Source organism: Psychrobacter sp. CCUG 69069, assembly GCF_021023115.1.
Classification (GTDB): domain Bacteria; phylum Pseudomonadota; class Gammaproteobacteria; order Pseudomonadales; family Moraxellaceae; genus Psychrobacter; species Psychrobacter namhaensis.
Genome location: NZ_QQAI01000006.1, coordinates 128,516 through 148,241, shown reverse-complemented (window position 1 = coordinate 148,241; position 19,726 = coordinate 128,516). Strand labels below are relative to the sequence as shown.

19 protein-coding genes are annotated in these 19,726 nt (G+C 45.2%); 7 read left to right on the top strand and 12 right to left on the bottom strand.

Annotated elements, in window-relative coordinates; translation table 11 throughout:
• Positions 1-24 precede the first annotated feature (24 nt).
• The 3 genes from DVY93_RS06225 to ychF all read right to left on the bottom strand — a co-directional run bounded on the left by DVY93_RS06225 (position 25) and on the right by ychF (position 3,453).
• A complete protein-coding gene (locus DVY93_RS06225) occupies positions 25-1,443 on the bottom strand; it encodes a deoxyguanosinetriphosphate triphosphohydrolase (protein ID WP_230709784.1) in 1,419 nt (472 codons plus the stop codon).
• Positions 1,444-1,619: 176 nt separating this feature from the next.
• Positions 1,620-2,219 (bottom strand): hypothetical protein, encoded by a 600-nt coding sequence (locus DVY93_RS06220; RefSeq protein ID WP_230709782.1) that lies wholly within the window; start codon positions 2,217-2,219, stop codon positions 1,620-1,622.
• Positions 2,220-2,361: 142 nt separating this feature from the next.
• Entirely contained in the window at positions 2,362-3,453 is a 1,092-nt protein-coding gene (gene ychF / locus DVY93_RS06215; protein WP_193006185.1) for a redox-regulated ATPase YchF, read from the bottom strand.
• Positions 3,454-3,954: 501 nt separating this feature from the next.
• On the opposite strand from ychF, the gene DVY93_RS06210 reads away from it, so the two are divergent.
• Entirely contained in the window at positions 3,955-5,202 is a 1,248-nt protein-coding gene (locus tag DVY93_RS06210) for an NAD(P)/FAD-dependent oxidoreductase (protein WP_193006184.1), read from the top strand.
• A 58-nt stretch (positions 5,203-5,260) separates the two neighbouring features.
• Entirely contained in the window at positions 5,261-5,599 is a 339-nt protein-coding gene (locus DVY93_RS06205) for a RidA family protein (RefSeq protein WP_193006225.1), read from the top strand.
• A gap of 73 nt (positions 5,600-5,672) precedes the next feature.
• Here DVY93_RS06205 and DVY93_RS06200 read toward each other — a convergent pair whose 3' ends face one another.
• Entirely contained in the window at positions 5,673-6,173 is a 501-nt protein-coding gene (locus DVY93_RS06200) for a lactoylglutathione lyase family protein (protein WP_230709778.1), read from the bottom strand.
• 107 nt (positions 6,174-6,280) lie between these two features.
• Between DVY93_RS06200 and DVY93_RS06195 the strand changes: the two genes are divergently transcribed.
• Positions 6,281-7,150, top strand: a complete 870-nt coding sequence (locus DVY93_RS06195) for a LysR family transcriptional regulator (protein WP_230709776.1) — start codon at positions 6,281-6,283, stop codon at positions 7,148-7,150.
• A gap of 83 nt (positions 7,151-7,233) precedes the next feature.
• Here DVY93_RS06195 and DVY93_RS06190 read toward each other — a convergent pair whose 3' ends face one another.
• Both DVY93_RS06190 and DVY93_RS06185 read right to left on the bottom strand, forming a co-directional pair.
• Positions 7,234-8,370, bottom strand: a complete 1,137-nt coding sequence (locus tag DVY93_RS06190) for a glycerate kinase (protein ID WP_193006181.1) — start codon at positions 8,368-8,370, stop codon at positions 7,234-7,236.
• A 31-nt stretch (positions 8,371-8,401) separates the two neighbouring features.
• Positions 8,402-9,760 (bottom strand): GntP family permease, encoded by a 1,359-nt coding sequence (locus tag DVY93_RS06185; protein WP_198334076.1) that lies wholly within the window; start codon positions 9,758-9,760, stop codon positions 8,402-8,404.
• A 221-nt stretch (positions 9,761-9,981) separates the two neighbouring features.
• Here DVY93_RS06185 and cobT point away from each other — a divergent pair, with 221 nt between their 5' ends.
• Genes cobT through DVY93_RS06170 form a run of 3 tightly spaced genes read left to right on the top strand, consistent with a single transcriptional unit; the run spans position 9,982 to position 12,487 of the window.
• The gene (cobT, locus tag DVY93_RS06180) at positions 9,982-11,025 is read left to right on the top strand and encodes a nicotinate-nucleotide--dimethylbenzimidazole phosphoribosyltransferase (RefSeq protein WP_193006179.1); all 1,044 of its coding nucleotides are present in this window, start codon (positions 9,982-9,984) and stop codon (positions 11,023-11,025) included.
• Positions 11,025-11,888 (top strand): adenosylcobinamide-GDP ribazoletransferase, encoded by an 864-nt coding sequence (gene cobS, locus DVY93_RS06175; RefSeq protein WP_198334075.1) that lies wholly within the window; start codon positions 11,025-11,027, stop codon positions 11,886-11,888. The genes cobT and cobS overlap by 1 nt, the downstream gene beginning before the upstream one ends.
• A 32-nt stretch (positions 11,889-11,920) precedes the next feature.
• Positions 11,921-12,487 (top strand): histidine phosphatase family protein, encoded by a 567-nt coding sequence (locus DVY93_RS06170; RefSeq protein ID WP_230709774.1) that lies wholly within the window; start codon positions 11,921-11,923, stop codon positions 12,485-12,487.
• Between the two features lie 77 nt (positions 12,488-12,564).
• Here DVY93_RS06170 and DVY93_RS06165 read toward each other — a convergent pair whose 3' ends face one another.
• From DVY93_RS06165 to ppsA, 6 genes are all read right to left on the bottom strand, one after another.
• Positions 12,565-12,789 carry a hypothetical protein gene (locus tag DVY93_RS06165; protein WP_193006176.1) on the bottom strand — a complete coding sequence of 75 codons (225 nt, stop codon included), beginning with the start codon at positions 12,787-12,789 and terminating at the stop codon, positions 12,565-12,567.
• Between the two features lie 325 nt (positions 12,790-13,114).
• Complete coding sequence (gene rplI, locus DVY93_RS06160) at positions 13,115-13,618, bottom strand: 50S ribosomal protein L9 (protein ID WP_193006175.1); 504 nt, start codon at positions 13,616-13,618, stop codon at positions 13,115-13,117.
• 20 nt (positions 13,619-13,638) lie between these two features.
• Positions 13,639-13,869, bottom strand: a complete 231-nt coding sequence (rpsR, locus tag DVY93_RS06155; RefSeq protein WP_010198808.1) for a 30S ribosomal protein S18 — start codon at positions 13,867-13,869, stop codon at positions 13,639-13,641.
• Positions 13,870-13,885: 16 nt separating this feature from the next.
• Complete coding sequence (rpsF, locus tag DVY93_RS06150) at positions 13,886-14,290, bottom strand: 30S ribosomal protein S6 (RefSeq protein WP_101205443.1); 405 nt, start codon at positions 14,288-14,290, stop codon at positions 13,886-13,888.
• Between the two features lie 302 nt (positions 14,291-14,592).
• Positions 14,593-15,588, bottom strand: coding sequence for an RDD family protein (locus DVY93_RS06145; RefSeq protein ID WP_198334073.1), 996 nt, complete (start codon positions 15,586-15,588; stop codon positions 14,593-14,595).
• Between the two features lie 129 nt (positions 15,589-15,717).
• Positions 15,718-18,102, bottom strand: a complete 2,385-nt coding sequence (ppsA, locus tag DVY93_RS06140) for a phosphoenolpyruvate synthase (protein ID WP_230709772.1) — start codon at positions 18,100-18,102, stop codon at positions 15,718-15,720.
• Positions 18,103-18,728: 626 nt separating this feature from the next.
• On the opposite strand from ppsA, the gene ppsR reads away from it, so the two are divergent.
• Complete coding sequence (gene ppsR / locus DVY93_RS06135; protein WP_226949486.1) at positions 18,729-19,625, top strand: posphoenolpyruvate synthetase regulatory kinase/phosphorylase PpsR; 897 nt, start codon at positions 18,729-18,731, stop codon at positions 19,623-19,625.
• Positions 19,626-19,726: the final 101 nt, after the last annotated feature.

Sequence of the window (19,726 nt, the reverse complement as noted above, 5' to 3'; positions counted from 1 at the left end):
AAATACGCCACATATGTTAATTTATTAAACCATCGTGCCCCAGTGGCCTTGTAACTCTTGCGCCAACCGATAAGCCTCATGATCATTCATACCGGTAATAAAGTCTAAGATATTCAAAATATTGTGATAAGTATTGTCTGATAGTTCGCGGCGATGTTCGTCAAAATGTGGCTGTAGTAACTTTAGTAAGCGTTGCTGTTCAAAGGACATAGGTAATGACGTGAGTGTGGCTTGAGTGCCAGTCCAAGCGAGTGGCATAAAGGCATCTAGCAGACGGTGCAAACATTGATTGGCCATCAGCTCCATTCTTACCTTGCTTGGGTGGTTAAATATTTGCTCACGTGCTAGTTGTTTGGCTTGGTGAATGCCGTTTTGTACGCTAGTGTCACAATGGGCAAACAAGCTACCGTTCAGTTTTCCAGCGAGCATAGCATCGTTATTAGCCACGAAAGCATCAGTAACTGTATTGACCAAACGCATCATGGCACGTGCTCGCAATGACGCCAAACTTTGCCTAACGGACATGTGGGCGGGCAGCTGGTTATTGCTAGGACGCTCGCCAATCAGCTCATAAAATATACTGGCCACATCCTCATAGGTTAAAATATTTAAATTGATGCCATCCTCTAAATCTATCAAAGCGTAGCAGATATCGTCTGCCGCTTCCAGCAAGTAAGCCAACGGATGACGGGCAAAGCCATCGTGTTGCTCTGAGCGCGGTAAGTGCAGGCACGCTGCCAACTCTTCTAATTGTGAGGCTTCACTATCGAAACAGCCAAATTTCTGCACGTTACTGTTGATACTATGATTACTGACATCGTTGCTGTGAGACGCTAGCCACGGGTATTTCATAAAGGCACCCAAGGTTGCACAGGTTAGCCGCATACCGCCTTTATCAGGATGGTGCTCATTGCGCGCTAATAGCCGAAACCCCTGAGCATTGCCTTCGTATGCCAGTAGATCCAACTGTTCATTAAGGGTCAGGTTTTGCAACCTAGCTTGAGGAACAGGTTGCCTAAACCAGTCGCGAATGGCGTATTCTCCGGCATGGCCAAAGGGTGGGTTGCCAATATCATGAGCGAGGCACGCTGCTTGTACAATCACCCCGACATCGGCTGGCGAGACCCCGCTGGGTAGACCGCTACCTAACGTGTCATGGAGCTTTTCTGCTGACATCATCCCTAAAGAGCGGCCAATACAAGACACTTCAAGAGAGTGGGTCAAGCGAGTATGAATACCAAGCTGATTGGTCAATGGATGGACTTGCGTTTTTTGATTGAGCTGGCGAAAGGAGTGAGAAAAGACCAGTCTGTCATAGTCTTTATGAAAGTGCGAACGCGCCGTTTCACCTGTTTTGGGTTCTTTGGATGAGCCGAGCCGTTGGGCGCTGAGTAAGTGCGACCACTGTGTGGTGGCAGATGAGAGAGATAGGTGGTTAGACATTATTATTGTGATCCCAATGATGAGCCGATAGTATTTGTTATATTGCTTCTTAGCATAGCAAAATAGTCGCGTCGGTTCATCTGTTGCCGCCGCCTGTTTTTGGTTAGGCAACGGCACTCTTTTTGAGATAAATGTTGGAGATAAGAGGGAGTCGCTTAAGCAGTCATTAAGCCGTATTAGCTGTCCGTTTTTTGACAATCGAATAGTACGGTTTCAGCATCTTTAGCCACACTGCCGTCCAGTGTTTTATTGCTCAATATCGCTCTAGTCGTGTCAGCATTCACTTGCCATCTCATCCCAGCATCATTAGTGATGCCAATATCGGTTTCATACACTGCACCAGCACGGTCGGTTTGAGGTAGCGTCATTGCTGTCAGATCGTACTCAATACCCTCGATCAATAGGTGTGCGCTGGTAGCAGATTGGGCATTATTTTCGGGGTCATAATGCGCTTTAATTGTCTGTTCAGGCTGGCACGCGTAAGTGGTCATGTCTGTTGCGTCATGATTGTGCCCCTCATGATTGCCTTCATGACCGTGTTCTCCGTGACTGTGTTCACCGTGACTGTGTGCGTGTTCCTCATGACTGTGCTCATCGTGGTCTGCATGCGCGTCGTGCGTGTGTTCATCATGTGAGGCCTCAGCAGTTGAGTCAAGCGCTACAGCAGCGCTACTTGGTTTTGGCTCATCAGCTTGTTGTTGGCAGCCTGCACTTACTATGAGAAAAGACAAACAAAGCAGAGCGGTCGTGGAATGAGTGCGGGAAAGTGCTAGCATGAAAAATGGCCTTGTAAAAGCAAACGTAGAATAGGGCAAACATAAGAATTTTAAAAGTTATGTTATAATATAACATATTAGCCATAAAAAAAACCAATATAGATGGCTCTATATTGGTTTTTTACTTCAGGATACAGCGTTATTACACGTTAAATCTAAAGTGCATCACATCGCCGTCTTGTACGATATAAGTTTTGCCTTCTAGGCGTGATTTACCAGCGGCTGCCGCCCCTTTTTCACCGCCATGTTCGATAAAGTCGTCATAAGCAATCACTTCAGCACGAATGAAGCCACGCTCAAAATCCGTGTGAATCACGCCAGCTGCTTGCGGCGCTGTGGCACCAACGGCGACTGTCCAAGCGCGTACTTCTTTCACGCCTGCTGTGAAATAAGTCTGCATATCAAGTAAGTCATAACCACCGCGAATCACCTGATCAAGACCGGCCTCGAGCATATCCATCTCAGCTAGGAAGTCTTTTTTATCATCTTCATCAAGCTGCGCGATTTCAGACTCGATTTGGTTGCATAGGGCGATGACGATAGAGTCTTCACCAGTCGCATAATCGCGGACCGCATCGAGGTATGGATTGTTTTCAAAGCCGTCCTCAGAGACGTTAGCAATGTACATGGTTGGCTTTAGCGTGATTAGACCATAGCTTCTAATCAGTTTTTTCTCATCGGCGTCTAAGTTAGCAGCGCGAGCAGCTTTACCTTCAGCCAGTAATGGTTCGATCTTTTTGAACACTTCCAGCATGGCCTGTGCGTCTTTATCGCCGCCTTTGGCTTTTTTGGTCAAGTTAAACACAGCGCGCTCGACGGCTTCTAAGTCAGCGAGTGCCAGCTCAGTGTTGATGGTTTCGATATCATCAATAGGACTGACGCGGCCATCGACGTGTACCACGTTGTCATCATCAAAGCAGCGTACCACGTGGGCAATCGCATCGGTCTCACGGATATTGGCCAAGAACTGGTTGCCCATACCTTCGCCTTTTGATGCGCCTGCAACCAAACCTGCGATGTCAACGAATTCCATCGTCGTTGGAAGTACGCGCTCAGGATTGACGATATCAGCCAACTTCTTTAGACGTGGGTCAGGTACTGGTACGATACCCGTATTGGGATCTTTGGTACAAAATGGAAAGTTTTCAGCGGCAATTCCCGCTTTGGTCAAAGCATTAAACAAGGTGGATTTACCCACGTTTGGTAGGCCGACGATGCCGCAATTAAAACCCATAGTGTTCTCTCAATGTATTAATAAAATCAGTTGGTATTCAGACAGTATAAGACCTGACACTTAGTCAGTATAAAACGCAGTCAAATAGTAAATCAAAATTGGGCGTATTGTAGCAAATTTAACCCAATATGGGTGAGGTTGTTGCGTTAGAAGTTTGGATTTCCAATACTCAGTAGCAGTGAGGTTTAGTATGCTCATAAAAAGTTATTGGGTCTCAAAACGGCTTCTGCTATCAGCGTGTGTTGTCTGATAGAGTGTCTCTTGTTACTCATTCTCAAACCTCAATAATTCATCAAATTGGTTAGAAAATGAATGCTCAACCCTCTGTTTATTCCTTTTGAAAATACCTAGTTTGAAAATTCATAGCCAAAAGTTTTTAATAGTAAAAATATTTATTAGATAAGGGTTTAATATTTAGCCCAATACGTTACTATTACCACCTTATCTGTTAGACCCTCATATTTGACACTCTGTATTAATACCATAAGAAAAGGACAGGTTATGCGCTATGAAGTTATCGTTATCGGTGCAGGTATGGTTGGCACCTCAATTGCGTGGCATCTACAAAAAAACCACTCAAAAGTGTTACTGTTAGATAAGAAGTTGCCCGGGTCGGAGACCTCATATGGCAATGCAGGATTGATTCAGCGCGAAGCCATTCATACGCATCCTTTTCCTCGTCAGCTGACTGAAATGATCAGAGTGTTGCCAAACCAAGGCACTGATATCCGCTATCGCATACCGGCAATTTTGCGTTATCACCAAGCGCTGCTCCAGTACTGGAAGTACTCTACACCCGCGTCAGTCAAAAAAATCGAATCTGAGTGGCAGACGCTGATCGCGCATTGTACCAGTGAGCACCAAACCATGATTAGCGCCTCTGGTGCTGATGAGCTAATTACTCGTGATGGCTGGTTACAACTGCATCGCTCAGAAGAGACGTTTAAAGAGGCTCAAGCGTCAGCCATTGATGCTCGTAATCAAGGGGTTGAACATAACGTATTAAATATTGCAGCGCTAAAAGCAATGGAGCCGAGCGCCAATTTTGAGGGCTTTGTTGGTGCAATCCATTGGTTGAACTCATGGCAAGTATCAAACCCAAGCTCGCTTGTAAAAGCCTATGCAAAGAACTTTCAAGACATGCAGGGCACCATTAAAGAAAGCGATGTAAAAGAAATCGTCCAAGATAGCGAAGGCTGGAAAATAATCACTGATAACGAGACTTATTATAGCGATAAGTTGGTCATCGCAGCAGGCCCGTGGTCCAATGATTTGATCAAACCGCTTGGCTATAATTTGCCACTGTTCCCAATGCGTGGCTATCATCAGCACTTTAAAGTGACGGATAAAAATACGATCAAGCACAGTATGTTTGATATGGACAAAGGCTTCGTCATGGGCCCGATGCAGCAGGGCATCCGTATCACGACGGGTGCTGAAATGACCACGATGGACGCACCGAAAAACTTCGGGCAACTAAAAACCGTCTTAAAATTTGCGAGAAAGATCTTGCCGTTAGAAGACGCAGTAGAAAGTGAAGCGTGGGCAGGATCGCGTCCTTGTATGCCGGACATGAAACCCGTCATCGGTCCTGCTGATAAGCATGACAAATTATGGTTTGCCTTTGGTCACAGCCATCAAGGCTTTACGTTGGGGCCAATGACAGGTCGTCTGGTTGAAGAAATGATTCATGATAAGCCTGCATTGGTCGATCTTGCCCCGTTTAGCGCCCAGCGTTTTTCTAACTAAAAGCAATTTGACTGGCTAAGTATAGATTTAAATTCATAAATGAAAGGGATATGACATGATAAAGAAGCTACATAGCAATCAACGTATGAGTAAAACTGTAATTCACAACCAGACTATTTATTTATGTGGTCAGGTAGGTAATGCAGAAGACGATATCAAAGCGCAAACATTGACTTGTTTGGAAAAGATCCAAACGTTGCTAGAAGAAGTGGGTAGCGACAAATCCAAGCTGTTGTCAGTGACAGTTTGGATAAAAAATATGGCAGACTTTGCGGCTATGAATGAAGTCTATGATAAATGGTTTGAAGGCGTGCAGCCACCAGCGCGTGCGTGCGGCGAGTCTGCATTGGCACGTCCTGAGTTATTGGTTGAGATGATCGCCATCGCTGCTGAATAATAGACCCATTTTAATGCCTGTATAAAGTAAAAAAGGACATGATAAAGATATCGTGTCCTTTTTTACGCTTGGCTTAGTAGGCGCCTTCGCTGTAGATAAGCTCGTAGCTGTGGCTATATATCTCAACGATATTGCCGAACGGGTCTTCCATATAAATCATACGATACGGTTTTTCACCAGGATAGTAGTAGCGTGGTTTTTCCATACGTTTTTTGCCACCTGCTGCCACTATACGCTCAGCGAGCGCTTCAACATTTGGATCTTGCACACAGAAGTGAAAGATGCCTGTTTTCCAGTATTCAAAGTTGTTCTCAGGGTTTTCTTGATTTTTGAATTCAAAAACCTCCACACCGATACGGTCACCAGTAGAGAGGTGAGCGATACGGAAACTGCCCCAACCTGAACCGAATACTTCAGTACACATCTCACCAATCGGGCTGTCATCTTCAACAATCTCAGTTGGCTCCATGATGGTGTACCAACCCATCACGTCAGTATAAAATTTTACGGCGGCCTCCAAGTCAGGGACTGAAAGACCGATGTGCGAAAAGCTTCTTGGATAAACGTTGTTCATTGCTTGTGCTCCTATTGGCTGTACGCTTATTTAAGGTGAGATCAGTGTACAAACGCACAGTCATTATGTAAAATTATCAAATATTATATAAATAAGTATAAATTTTAATGATAAATATCACATGGTTACGCACTTTTTGTACGCTCGTTGACGTTGGGCACTTTACTCGTACAGCTGGACGTCTATACATGACACAGTCTGGCGTGAGCCAGCACGTGCGTAAACTAGAGGAGCAGTTGGATACAGAACTACTGATTCGTCAAGGCAAGCTGTTTTCATTGACCAACGCAGGTGAGCAGCTCTATCGGGAAGGGGGTGAGATACTGCAGCGCTTATCAAATCTGCAGCAGCGTATCGGCGAGGATCCCCCTTATGCAGGGCTCGTGCGCTTAATGTCGCCTGGTAGTGTGGGGCTCAAGCTATTTCCGCAGCTTTTGACGTTACAGCAGCAGCATCCAAAGCTAGTGATTGATTATCGCTTTGCCCCAAATTCTGATATAGAGCGAGCGCTGGCCAATCATGAGATTGATCTTGGTTTTATGACAAATGTCTCAGATGATGAGACGGTTAGTTGCAAGCCTATGGCGCAAGAAGCATTGATACTGGTGACACCTGCCACTACGTTAGAGCCAAGCTGGGAGAAGCTCACAGAGCTTGGTTTTATTGATCATCCAGACGGTGCCCATCATGCGGGTATGTTATTGACTGCCAATTATGATGAATTTCAGCATATCAATGACTTTGACAAAAAAGGCTTTTCTAATCAGATTGGTTTGATTTTAGAGCCAGTTGGTAGGGGCATAGGCTTTACTGTCTTGCCAGCACATGCTGTGGCGGCTTATCAAAAGCCTGAGCTGATCAAAAGCCATCATTTGCCAGTTGCCGTGAGCGAGACGCTATACCTTGCGGTCAGACGACAGCATGCACTCTCTAACAGAATGCACACGGTCATTGATGAAGTAAAAAGATGGCTATAGCAGTGTTGAAGTAAAGGTCCAATGTAAGGCTCAATGTAGAGCTATCAACGGCGTTCAATGGCTCTACATTTGATAGACTGTTATTATTTCAAGTTTTGCCCAAGTTTGATACTTGCGGCGATGTTAACAGCAGTCGTCTCTATATTGTGATAAGCCGTGCGGAGCACATTATCAATCGAGTCGATCTTTTGGATACTCGGCATAATGACATCGAATTGATTGGTCTGAGTAGGTTTTAGTCCATCCACGCTACCGCAAATCGCAATAACTGGCGTATGAGTGGCTTTGGCGAGCTGACTGATGCCGCCTGCCACTTTGCCCATCGCGGTTTGCACATCAAGCTTACCTTCGCCTGTGATCACCAGATCCGCATCAGCAATGTGCTCTGATAAGCTGGCAACCTCGGCGACCGTATCAAAACCTGATTTTAACTGGGCATTGCAAAAGCTCATCAAGGCATAACCAAGGCCGCCTGCTGCTCCAGCACCCGCTACTTCCTGACATTCTGGATAGCCATGCTGAGCACATGTGGCGGCAAAGTGGCTTAAAGCCTTGTCTAAGTCAGCGACTTGTTGTGGACAAGCGCCCTTTTGAGGACCAAATACTGCGCTCGCCCCTAGAAGGCCACACAGTGGATTGGTCACATCACAAGCCACTTCAAACACGGTCTCTCGCACCTTTGTATGAAGGTTTGTACTATCTAATCGGTGTAAGCTGGCAAGCGCGCCGCCGCCGTGGGTGAGTAGGCTGTCATTCACATCGTGGAACGTCATACCTAACGCCATTAGCATGCCTAGACCAGCATCATTGGTTGCGCTACCGCCCAGACCGATGATGATGCGTTTGACCCCTTCACCTAAAGCATCTGCAATAAGCTCACCCACACCATAACTGCTAGCAACGACAGGATTACGCTCTGCCTCTGTTAACAGATGTAAGCCGCAGGCTTGGGCGATTTCAATGACCGCCGTGGCATCGGGTAACAGCAAGTATTTTGCGGTAATTGGTCTCATTAAGGGATCGTGAACGCTCACTTCTTTCCAGCGTCCACCCAACACATAAGACAAAACCGCAGAAGTACCTTCGCCGCCATCCGCCATGGGTAATAACGTATAGTCAGCGTTTGGAAACACCTGACTAAATCCAGACTGGATAGCATGGCACACATCTAATGCCTCTAAGCTTTCTTTAAACGAGTCGGGAGCGATTAAAATTTTCATGAAATTCTCTTTGAATATTGCCGCTAATACGTTAAATAAATACCAAGGTTAATAACCAGATAAACATGATACTGGTCACGCCTTGAATACCAGTAGCCATTGAATGGGCTTTGTAAGCCTGTGCCACACTCATGCGACTAAACTGGCTAACAATCCAAAAAAAGCTGTCATTGGCGTGAGAGATCGTCATTGCGCCCGCACCAATGGCCATGACACAAAACACGCGGCCAAGCTCACTGTCGAGACCAATTTGATCCAATAGTGGGGCAACCATGGCCGAGGTAGTAACCAAAGCGACTGTGGTCGAGCCTTGCGCGGTTTTTAAAGCGGCTGAGACAATAAACGGCATAAAAATACCCAGTCCTAATGCCGATAGAGTCGTGCCCAAATAATCCCCAATCGGAGTGACTTTTAGCATGGCACCAAACGCCCCACCAGCACCAGTAATCAATAGGATGGGAGCGGCTACCACTAAACCTTGTGAGATACTGTCACTAATCTGCTGCGTTTTTTGATCCGTATTAATGAGTAAAAACGACAGAAATAAACCAATAAGCAGCGCGGTGAGAGGGTTGCCAATAAACACCAAGATGTCTGTCACTATACCGCTGCCGAATGGCGTGCTTGGAAAATTAGCAACGGAAGATAAGCAGATTAAGACGATCGGTACGATAATGGGTAAAAACGCCATCGTTGCTGACGGCATGTGGCTATAGTCGTCGCGGGTTTTCATGTTTTCAGGTAGTGTCGCGGCTGGCGCGTCCATCGCATCTATATTGTCGGGAGTGGCATTCAAGAAGCGGTTCGACCACCACCAGCCTGCCAACACTGCCACAGCCGTCACCACCACACCCACCATGATGACCAAGCCTAAATTTGTCTCTAATCCCAAGTTCCCTGCTGCTGCAATCGGTCCTGGGGTCGGTGGTACAAAGGTATGAGTGGCATACAAACCCGTTGCTAAGGCAATACTCATCGCCACACTAGACACGCGTAAACGCTCGGCTAAAGACTCCTTTAAAGAGTTTAAAATGATGTAACCAGAGTCACAGAACACAGGTACTGACACCACGGCACCAACAATGGACATGGTCAAAGTAGGGAAGCGTGGTCCCAATACTTTGATGACCGTTTCTGCCATCACAATGGCGGCACCTGTTTTTTCAAGAATCAAACCGATAATAGTACCAAATACAATCACCAAACCAATGTAACCTAAGATACCACCAAAGCCATCAGAGATCGTTTTAGCGACAGTGTTAAGAGGTACTTGGTAAAATAAGGCCACCAAAAAGGCTGATAATATCAATACTAAAAAAGGATGCCACTTTAACTTTGCTGTGGCGAAAATAATAAAAAGAATGGTCAGCACAAGCCAAAATACGATCATTACTGTCTCTATATAATTGATATCTTAGTGAATTATTCATGCCATTATTACTTAGCTTAGCATCAATAATGATAGGGAATTTTAAAGGGGCATATTCTATCGTAAATACGCGCTGCTAGGAAACCTATTCGGCCCAGATATGACTTTATTAATGGCAAAAACCACACACTCTGCTAGTATGTGGTTTTGTTTTACATGTACCAACATCAGGATGCTACCCTTTGATCACATTTACTGCGCCCACTATCGCTACTATAGAGAATAACGAACGACGTCAACAGCTCCAGCAAATTCTAGACCTAAAAACCAAACCACTTGGTGCCCTTGGACGGTTAGAGGCGCTGGCATTGCAATTGGGGATGATTCAAGGTACCACCAAGCCGCATATTGAGCAGCCACAGATTCGGGTGTTTGCCGCTGATCATGGCTTAACCAAACATGGCACCTCCGCGTATCCGAGTGCGGTGACCGCGCAAATGGTTGAAAACTTTTTGCAAGGTGGGGCGGCGATCAATGTATTGGCGCGCCAACACCAGATTGAGCTAAAAGTAGTCGATGCTGGCGTAGATACGGATTTTGCCCCCCACGCGCAGCTACTGGATTGTAAAGTACGTCATGGGAGTCGCGATGCGCTAACAGAGCCTGCCATGACAGAGGGTGAATGCTTGGCGGCGTTAGAAAACGGTATGAAAGTGGCTAAGGAGGCCCCTGGTAACTTGTTGATCGTTGGAGAGATGGGTATTGGCAACACCTCAGCGGCCAGTTTGTTGTTGGCAAGGTTGGGTGATGTGCCTATTACTGATTGTATTGGTCGTGGCACGGGTCTTGATGATGCAGGGTTGCAGCACAAGCACGATATTTTAACGCAGGTATTGGCGCGTCATAGTGAGGCAACAGCACCGTTAGCGGCGCTCGCAGCACTAGGCGGGCTTGAGGTTGCTATGATGACAGGTGCGCTAATTCAAGCCGCCAGCGAGCGTCGTATTCTCTTAATGGATGGATTTATTGCCAGTGTGGCTTTGTTAGTCGCTGAGCGCTTAGCACCAGGAGTGGCGCAGTACGCTGTGTTTGCTCATCACTCGGTCGAGCCGGGGCATGCACACTTATTAACGTTGTTAAACGCTAAGCCATTATTGGACGTGGGCCTGCGTTTAGGCGAAGGGAGCGGGGCGGCGCTAGCGTATCCGCTCTTGCAGTCTGCTTGTGCCATTATTAATGACATGGCAAGTTTTAGTGATGCTGGTGTTAGCGGACAAAACCACTGATGTCACAGTCGCTAAATCAACCAAAACCGTCAAAGAACGCACCAACGCGACCAACGGTTGGACAGCTCATAAAATATGAATGGCGTCTGCTGCTGGTTGCCATGCAGTTTTTAACGCGCCTGCCCGTTCCCTCATTTTCCAGCTATGATCCGCAGTGGTTGCATCAGAGCAGTCGTCATTTTCCAGCAGTCGGTTTGCTGATTGGCTTACTTTGTGCTGGCGTGTTTTGGCTTGGCAGTGTTTTATTTACGCCGTTAGTAGCTGCGGTGATTAGTACAGTGTTTGGTATTAGGCTTACTGGTGCTTTTCATGAAGACGGTTTGGCCGATAGTTGTGATGGTTTGGGCGGTGGTTTGACTCGTGAGCGTACGTTAACGATTATGAAAGACTCACGCTTGGGAACGTATGGTGTTTTAGGTCTAGTGTCAGCGCTGCTACTCAAAGTGACCTTGTTGGCCTCCATGCCACCATCAGTGGCTATCATCGCACTTATCATTGGCCACACTGCATCACGTTTACTATGTATTAGTCTGCTCGCTTTACTGCCTTATGGCGGGGAGATCGAACATGCCAAAGCCAAACCCATGGCGCAGCAGTTGACGCCATTACAAGGACTATTAAGCAGTGGTTGGCTGCTGTTAGCCGGCGTACTAGTAACGCTCATTTTTCCCTATACGGTACAGCAGATTGGTGTGGGTCAATGGTTGTTGGCGCTATTACTTGCCCTGATAGCCACAGATTACATGCGGCGCTTATTACGTAGGCGACTCGATGGTTATACGGGCGATGGGCTGGGTGCCACGCAGCAGCTGAGCGAAGTGGCGATCTATGTAGGTCTGGCGGCATCGCTACCGTTTATCTAATATTTAAACATCAAAAAGGTAACACTCTCTTAATGGTTCTCTACATTTGGCGCCACCCTAAACCGCGCACCGCGCAGGGCAGGTGCATTGGGCAGACAGACATAGCGGTAGATAAACGCAAACTAAAACGGCTTGCTAATAAAATCGAGCGCTTTGTACGTTTGCATCAATTGCCTAGAGTTATTTGGGTAAGTCCTTTGCAGCGTTCACTAAAGGTTGGTCAGATATTGGCGCAACGTGGATTTCAATGTCAAGTCGCCCCTGAGCTTGCTGAGATCAATTTTGGCGTATGGGACGGTTGTCTGTGGGAACAGATTACTCAGCAAGAAATTGATGACTGGTGCAATGACTTTGCGCATTTTGCTTGTGATAAGGGTGAAAGCTTACACCAGCTCTTTGATCGTGTTGAAGGATGGATGAAGGCTAGAGTGATCGAAAACAACGGCAAAAGAAATAACAAACCCACATTAGCTGTCGGTCATGCGGGCTGGATCACTGCTGCTAAAATGATTGCTGACGGGCAAAAGGTGCCGACGAGAGCCAGTGAGTGGCCACGTTCGGTAAAGTATCAAGAGCGCAGTCGTCTAGTCTACTTATAGTCTACTAAGCAAAAAAATGGCCATGTGTCATGACCATTCGTATGTTGAGTGTAAGCATGTGGTGACTTCTTTGACTGCTAGGCTATCTTATCAAACCATGCTTTATTGTCTTTTGCTGACATCGAATCAAAGCTTACGTAGATCCCTTTTTCATCGAGTGTGGCATACCAGTGATCATCGTTACTACCGGTAAGTAGCTGAAAATACTTGTTATTTACAATTCTACCAACGGTATAGACCTCGCCTTCTGAGTAAAAGTCATTACCTCGTATACATAACAACTTATCATTGGTATTGATCATATTATCGCGCTCTATTAGTAAATAAGATACAGACAGGATACCAATTCAACTGAGAATAATAAAGATGATTTTTTAGGGAGTATCTTGTTGTTTAGTAACAGCTTTTAAGTTGTTTATTACCGTCCGTTACCGCGCTACCTAGTTTTAAAATAAGGGATAAAAAGTGGGTGCAAGCATTCGTGTTTAACGTATCAAGAGTCACAAAATAGTGGCGTAAGATAAAGTCATGATGTTGGTATTCAGCCGTAAGTAGACTGACACAAAAAAAAGCCAACAACTCAAGGTTGTTGGCTTTTTTACAGACTGAATCTAACTATTTCAAAAATTACTCTTCAGAGTAGTCTTCATCAGCAGATTCTTCATCTAGATCTTCGTTATTATTGTCTTCAGACAAAATAGTAACTAAGATGCTAGCAGTAACGTCATGATGTAGCTGAATATCAACATTATATTCGCCAATTTGACGTAGTGTGCCTTCAGGAAGCTTGATTTCAGCACGGTCAACTTCTAGACCTGAGTTAGTCAATGCTTCAGCGATATCGCGAGTACCGATAGAGCCGAATAGCTTGCCTTCGTCACCTGATTTAGCACGCATGATGACATTAACGTCAGTTAAAGCATCAGCACGCTCTTGAGCAACAGCTACTTCTTTTGCTTCTTCAGCTTCAAGCTCAGCACGACGTGCTTCGAACTTTTCAATGTTAGCTTTGGTCGCAGGTAGCGCTTTGCCCTGAGGGATAAGAAAGTTACGTCCGTAACCTGGTTTTACATCGACAGTTTCACCGAGTTTACCAAGGTTGACGATACGCTGTAACAAAATAATTTGCATGAGTCATTCCTAGTTAGCGGTTAACCTTGATGGTTATCAGTGTATGGAAGTAGCGATAAGTAACGAGCTTGCTTGATAGCAGTCGCTAGTTGACGCTGATATTTAGTAGAGGTACCGGTAATACGGCTAGGTACGATTTTACCATTATCACTGATGTACTGTTTTAGCAATTCAACATCTTTATAATCGATGTGAGTGATGCCTTCAGCAGTGAAACGGCAGAATTTGCGACGGCGATAGAAACGTGCCATGAGTATTCTCCTTTAATTAGTCTTCACTGTTGTCGTTGTCGTCATTATCGTTTTCACGATTGTCTGGACGACGAGTAGTTGCTTTGCGTGCGCGTTTTTCATCGGCATTCTTGGCTAACTGCGACTCTTCAGTGACAGCTTCGTCACGGCGCATAACTAGACTACGAATGATCGCGTCGTTATAACGGAATAATTCTTCAAGTTCAGCCAAAGTCTCGCCGTCAGTTTCAATATTGAAAAGAACGTAATGAGCTTTGTGAATCTTGTTGATAGGGTAAGCCAGTTGACGACGGCCCCAATCTTCTAGACGATGGATAACACCGTTGTTGTCTTGAACTAACTTGATGTAGCGCTCAACCATGCCGACCACTTGGTCGCTTTGGTCTGGGTGTACAAGTAACACCAGTTCGTAATGTCGCATTATGACTCCTTACGGATTAGTAGCTATTAACCCTATGTTAATAGCAAGGAGATTTATAAGGTAAACCTAATGTCCAGTAAATATAAAAAATACAGGAGAGGATAAGCTTAGTTTATAAAGCGCCGTATTATAACAGTACTGAGTGATTAACACAAAGGTTAATCACTCAGGCGCCCATAATAAAATATGCCAACACGCCATTGTTTATTACCAACAAAAAAGCAACGATGAGACGCTGCTTTTTTATGCAAGAACTCAGGCATGTGATTAAGAACCAAACTAACCATCAGGATGAAAATCGATTATTTTATCTTGGGTTCTTTGACCAATTGACTGCTGTCAGCTTTCACCACTAAGGTTTTAGCCAATTTATCATGCCAACCAATATTTTTGGCGCTTTTAGAGGCCATATAATAGTGAACCGCAATAATGACAAAACCTAAGAAGCTAGTAAAAGAGAACAATAAATTGTAAATAATAAACAGCAGTAACGTTCGTACACCGATAAGTTTGGTAAATGATGGCAGACGATGCGTGGTTTGATCCACGACGCGAATACCCGTCAGCAGCTTACCGAGTGACTGACCACGCATGGTGATAAAGACCAACTGCAACGCAAATAAACCAAAGACCATGACTTGCGACATCATCAGTGTGCTGCTAGGAAGGCTTTCCATCAGCGTCATGGAATACTGATAAGCGGCGTCCATATCTTGGATATTTTGAAATTTACTATAATCCACATCCATGTTGGTCAAAGCCATCACTAGTGGAAAAATGGCCAATAGATACAGTAAGCCATTAATGGCAGTAGCGAGCACCCGCGACATGATAGGCGCAAGTACGACGTTTCCAATGACCTTGTCTTTATCCGTAGCGGTTTTTTTGATACTAGATTTATTTAAGGACACGTTGTTATGCGGTGTTTGCTGACGGTTGCTTGTCATGTCAGCTTTCACTTTTTTACTTGTGTCTTTTGGCCGCTCAGGCTTGCCATACAATCTATCTAACGATACTGACTTGCCATCTTGATCACTACTGGCTTTATCTTCAGGAAAGATCGTGACGTTATTAATAATAGAGTCATTAACATCCGAACTGCCAATATTGGTCGGTCTATAAACCGTTTGATTATTGGTTAAGGTGCCAACGCGCTGCCATTGATCTAAGCCTTCGTGCCACATCAAATCATCTAGTAATACTTCACCAGACGCCAACATGATATTAAGTTGCTCCAAATCGTATGGACCAGCTTGTACGTTATTTCGAGCAAGGAAAATCTGCATAATTGCCTGCATAGTTAGTCATATCTTAAGTCACTATATATGATACCTAGTATTAGGGTCTATTTAATATTTTTCAAATAGACCCTAATAATTGTTTCTTTAATGACTGTGTGAATTACTGCTGTGACTGAACGTGATGGCTTATTTCGTTTCTTCACCAGCTAAGAAGAACCATGTGTCTAACACTGAATCAGGGTTCAATGACACAGAGCTGATACCTTGCTCCATGAGCCAAAAAGCAAGATCTGGATGGTCCGATGGTCCTTGGCCACAGATACCCACGTATTTGTTTTGCTTACGGCAGGCATCGATCGCCATAGTGAGCAGTTTCTTAACAGCAGGGTCACGCTCATCAAATAGATGTGAGACGATGCCTGAGTCACGATCAAGACCAAGGGTAAGCTGAGTCAAGTCGTTAGAGCCGATTGAGAAACCATCGAAGTGTTCTAGGAATTCTTCGGCTAGTAGGGCGTTGGTCGGTAGTTCACACATCATGATGACACGTAGACCGTTCTCACCACGTTTTAGACCATTCTTTGCCAGTAACTCGATGACCTCAGCGGCTTCGCCAACCGTACGTACGAATGGAATCATAATCTCGACGTTGGTCAAGCCCATCTCATCACGTACACGTTTCAGCGCTTTACATTCAAGCTCAAAGCAGTCACGGAAGTTATCAGAGACATAACGGCTAGCACCGCGGAAACCAAGCATTGGGTTTTCTTCTGATGGTTCGTACAACTTACCGCCAAGCAGGTTAGCGTATTCGTTTGATTTAAAATCTGACATACGTACGATAACGGGCTGATCCATAAAGGCAACGGCTAGGGTTGAGATGCCTTCGACCAATTTATCAACATAAAAGTCAACCGGTGAGGCATAGCCTGCGATACGCTCTTGAATGGCTTGCGAGATTTCACGTGGCAAGCTGTTCATGTTGAGCAACGCTTTTGGATGGACACCAATCATACGGTTGATGATGAACTCAAGACGCGCAAGACCAATACCTTCGTTTGGCATTTGCGTGAAAGAGAACGCGCGATCTGGGTTACCAACGTTCATCATGACTTTGAAGGCAAGCTCTGGCATAGACTCGACAGAGTTGGTCTGTACTTCAAAATCAATCAGACTCTCGTAAATAAAGCCAGTATCACCTTCGGCACAAGAGGCAGTCACTTCTTGACCATCAACCAAAAGCTCAGTGGCGTTACCACAACCCACGATGGCTGGCACACCTAGCTCACGTGCGATAATGGCAGCATGACAGGTACGGCCGCCGCGGTTGGTAATGATAGCAGAGGCACGCTTCATGACAGGCTCCCAATCAGGATCAGTCATGTCTGATACCAAGATGTCGCCTTCTTGCACTTTATCCATCTCGTTTAGGTTGCTTACGATACGGACTTTACCTGAACCGATGCGTTGACCGATTGAGCGACCTTCACACAATACTTTTGCGCCAGTCGTATCGATGACATAACGTTCCATGACATTGCTGTCTTGACGGCTTTTAACAGTCTCAGGACGTGCTTGCACGATAAAGATTTCGTTAGTATCGCCATCTTTTGCCCACTCGATATCCATCGCTTGGCCATAATGCTTTTCGATCGTTACGGCCTGTTTGGCAAGAGAGGTTAGCTCTTCAGTAGACAAAGAGAACTGCATACGGTCTTGTTTTTCAACATCAACGGTTTTAACGGATTTTGCCGTGCTACCTTCGTCACCATAGACCATTTTCTTATGCTTGCTACCTAGGTTACGGCGAATAACGGCAGGCTTACCATTGGCTAGTAACTGTTTTGAGATATAGAACTCATCTGGGTTTACTGCACCCTGAACCACCATTTCACCCAAACCGTAGCTTGAGGTAATGAAGACCACTTGATCAAAGCCGCTTTCGGTATCGAGCGTGAACATCACGCCCGCAGCGCCAGTCTCTGAGCGTACCATACGCTGTACGGCTGCAGATAGCGCAACACCTTCGTGCTCAAAACCTTTATGGACACGGTAAGAGATGGCACGGTCGTTGTATAATGATGCAAACACTTCTTTAATAGCAATCAGAACGTTATCAATACCGCGAATGTTTAAAAAGGTCTCTTGTTGACCGGCAAATGACGCATCTGGCAAATCTTCGGCAGTGGCAGAAGAGCGTACCGCAACCGCGATGTCTTCGCCGCCACTCATGGTTTCAAATGATTGACGCACTTCTTGCTCAAGATCTTTAGGCAGCTCTTGTTCAATAATCCAAGTACGGATTTTTTTACCAGTGGCAGCAAGCTTATTGACATCATTCACATCCAACGTTTTTAGCTCGCTATTGATTTTGTCCAGCAAGCCGGTTTCTGTTAAAAAACGGTTGAATGCATTTGAAGTGGTGGCAAAACCGCCTGGCACACTCACGCCTAAATCAGAAAGATGACTGATCATCTCGCCAAGTGAGGCATTCTTACCACCGACCATATCAATGTCGTCTTTTCCTAGCTGATCAAGATTGATTACAAGTGCTGTAGATTGCGCTGCCATGATAACTCCAGAAAATAAGGTTATTTAGTAAAGATTATAACGGTAAATTATACCGCTATATTAGGACAATTTCGAGGGGTTGAACCAAAAAACTTGTTAAAAAGATACAAATTGTCGAGTTTGCTACACACATTCATAGAAGTCGCGGTTATTATTAATTTTCAGAGGTGAATAAAGAGGCCTTACACAAGGTCAATATATGCCCGTACGACTTCACGGTTTTAAGAAATGGGCTTATAAACAAGTAAATTTAACGGCATAAAAGCGGGCTTAATATGTTCTGTGATGTGTATCTTGCCACACATTAGGCAAGTTTAACCAAGGTGACCCCTGAAACGTTACGATAAGTACAATCAATTAAGAGGAGCAGACTAAAAACAGTCTGGGTTTCTATATGAGTTTCTATGTGGATTTCTAGGTGTACACCTGTAACATTGATTTCTATTAGGCCGCTATTATGCGTATAATGTATGGCATAAATAGTAGAGACTGGTTCTGATATAAGTAGTCAATATCAGTGCTGATCTAAAGCGTCCCGTCAGACCACGCAACATCAGTTAAAAATAGGTGAGAGACACAAGCGCAATGAAGGTCACTATTGTGTTTTTAATCGAGGTGCCACAGTTATGTATTCAAGCAATCCAGCGGAACAAGTGAATCCCACTATTCAAAACCGCCATGCGCTCAACTTAGACAGCTCCCAAGCTGTTAGAACGGCGTTTTTTATCTCGGATGGTACAGCGATTACCGCTGAAACGCTTGGCCGTGCTATTTTGAGTCAGTTTGCCTCGGTCCCTTTTGAGACCCGAGTATTGCCATATGTGGATAGTTTGGAACGGGCAGAAGATGCGGTCGAGCAGATCAATATGGCCTATCAACGAGACGGTTTGTTGCCCTTGGTGTTTGATACGATTGTGAGCCCTGAGATTCGTGAAAAGATCAACTCTGCCCAAAGCTGTAATTTAGACATGTATGAAGGCTTGATTGGGCGCGTTGCTGAAGAGACTGGCGTGGAGCCAGATGGACATTCAGGTCATGCACACGATGATGTTGACTCTGAGACATATAAAGAACGTATCGATGCGGTTCATTTTGCTTTAGACAATGACGATGGGGCACGGACTCGCCATTATAACGCAGCAGACATTATTCTGATTGGGGTATCGCGTTCGGGTAAAACACCGACGTCATTATACTTAGCATTACAATTTGGTATTCGCGCCGCCAATTATCCTCTGACTGAAGATGATTTGTATGACAATCAGCTACCAAAAGCGTTACGTGAGCACAAGGACAAGCTGTTTGGTCTATTAATTGACACAGATCGCTTGGTAAAAATTCGTCAGGAACGCCGCGCGGGCAGTCGATATTCTAGCTATCAGCAATGTCAGCAAGAGCAGCGTGCGATACAGGGGATTTATATCACTCATGGCATCCCAAGCTTAGATGTGTCTGAGATGTCTGTTGAAGAAATTGCCACGCGTATCCTACAGATGACCGGACTTAAGCGCCGAATCGGTTGATGAGATACTGTCTTATATATAGTGGTTGCTGTCATCAACATTGTAAAAATTTCCTACACTCACGATGTATGGTAAGCAAACCTTTGCTAGCCAGCTTAAAT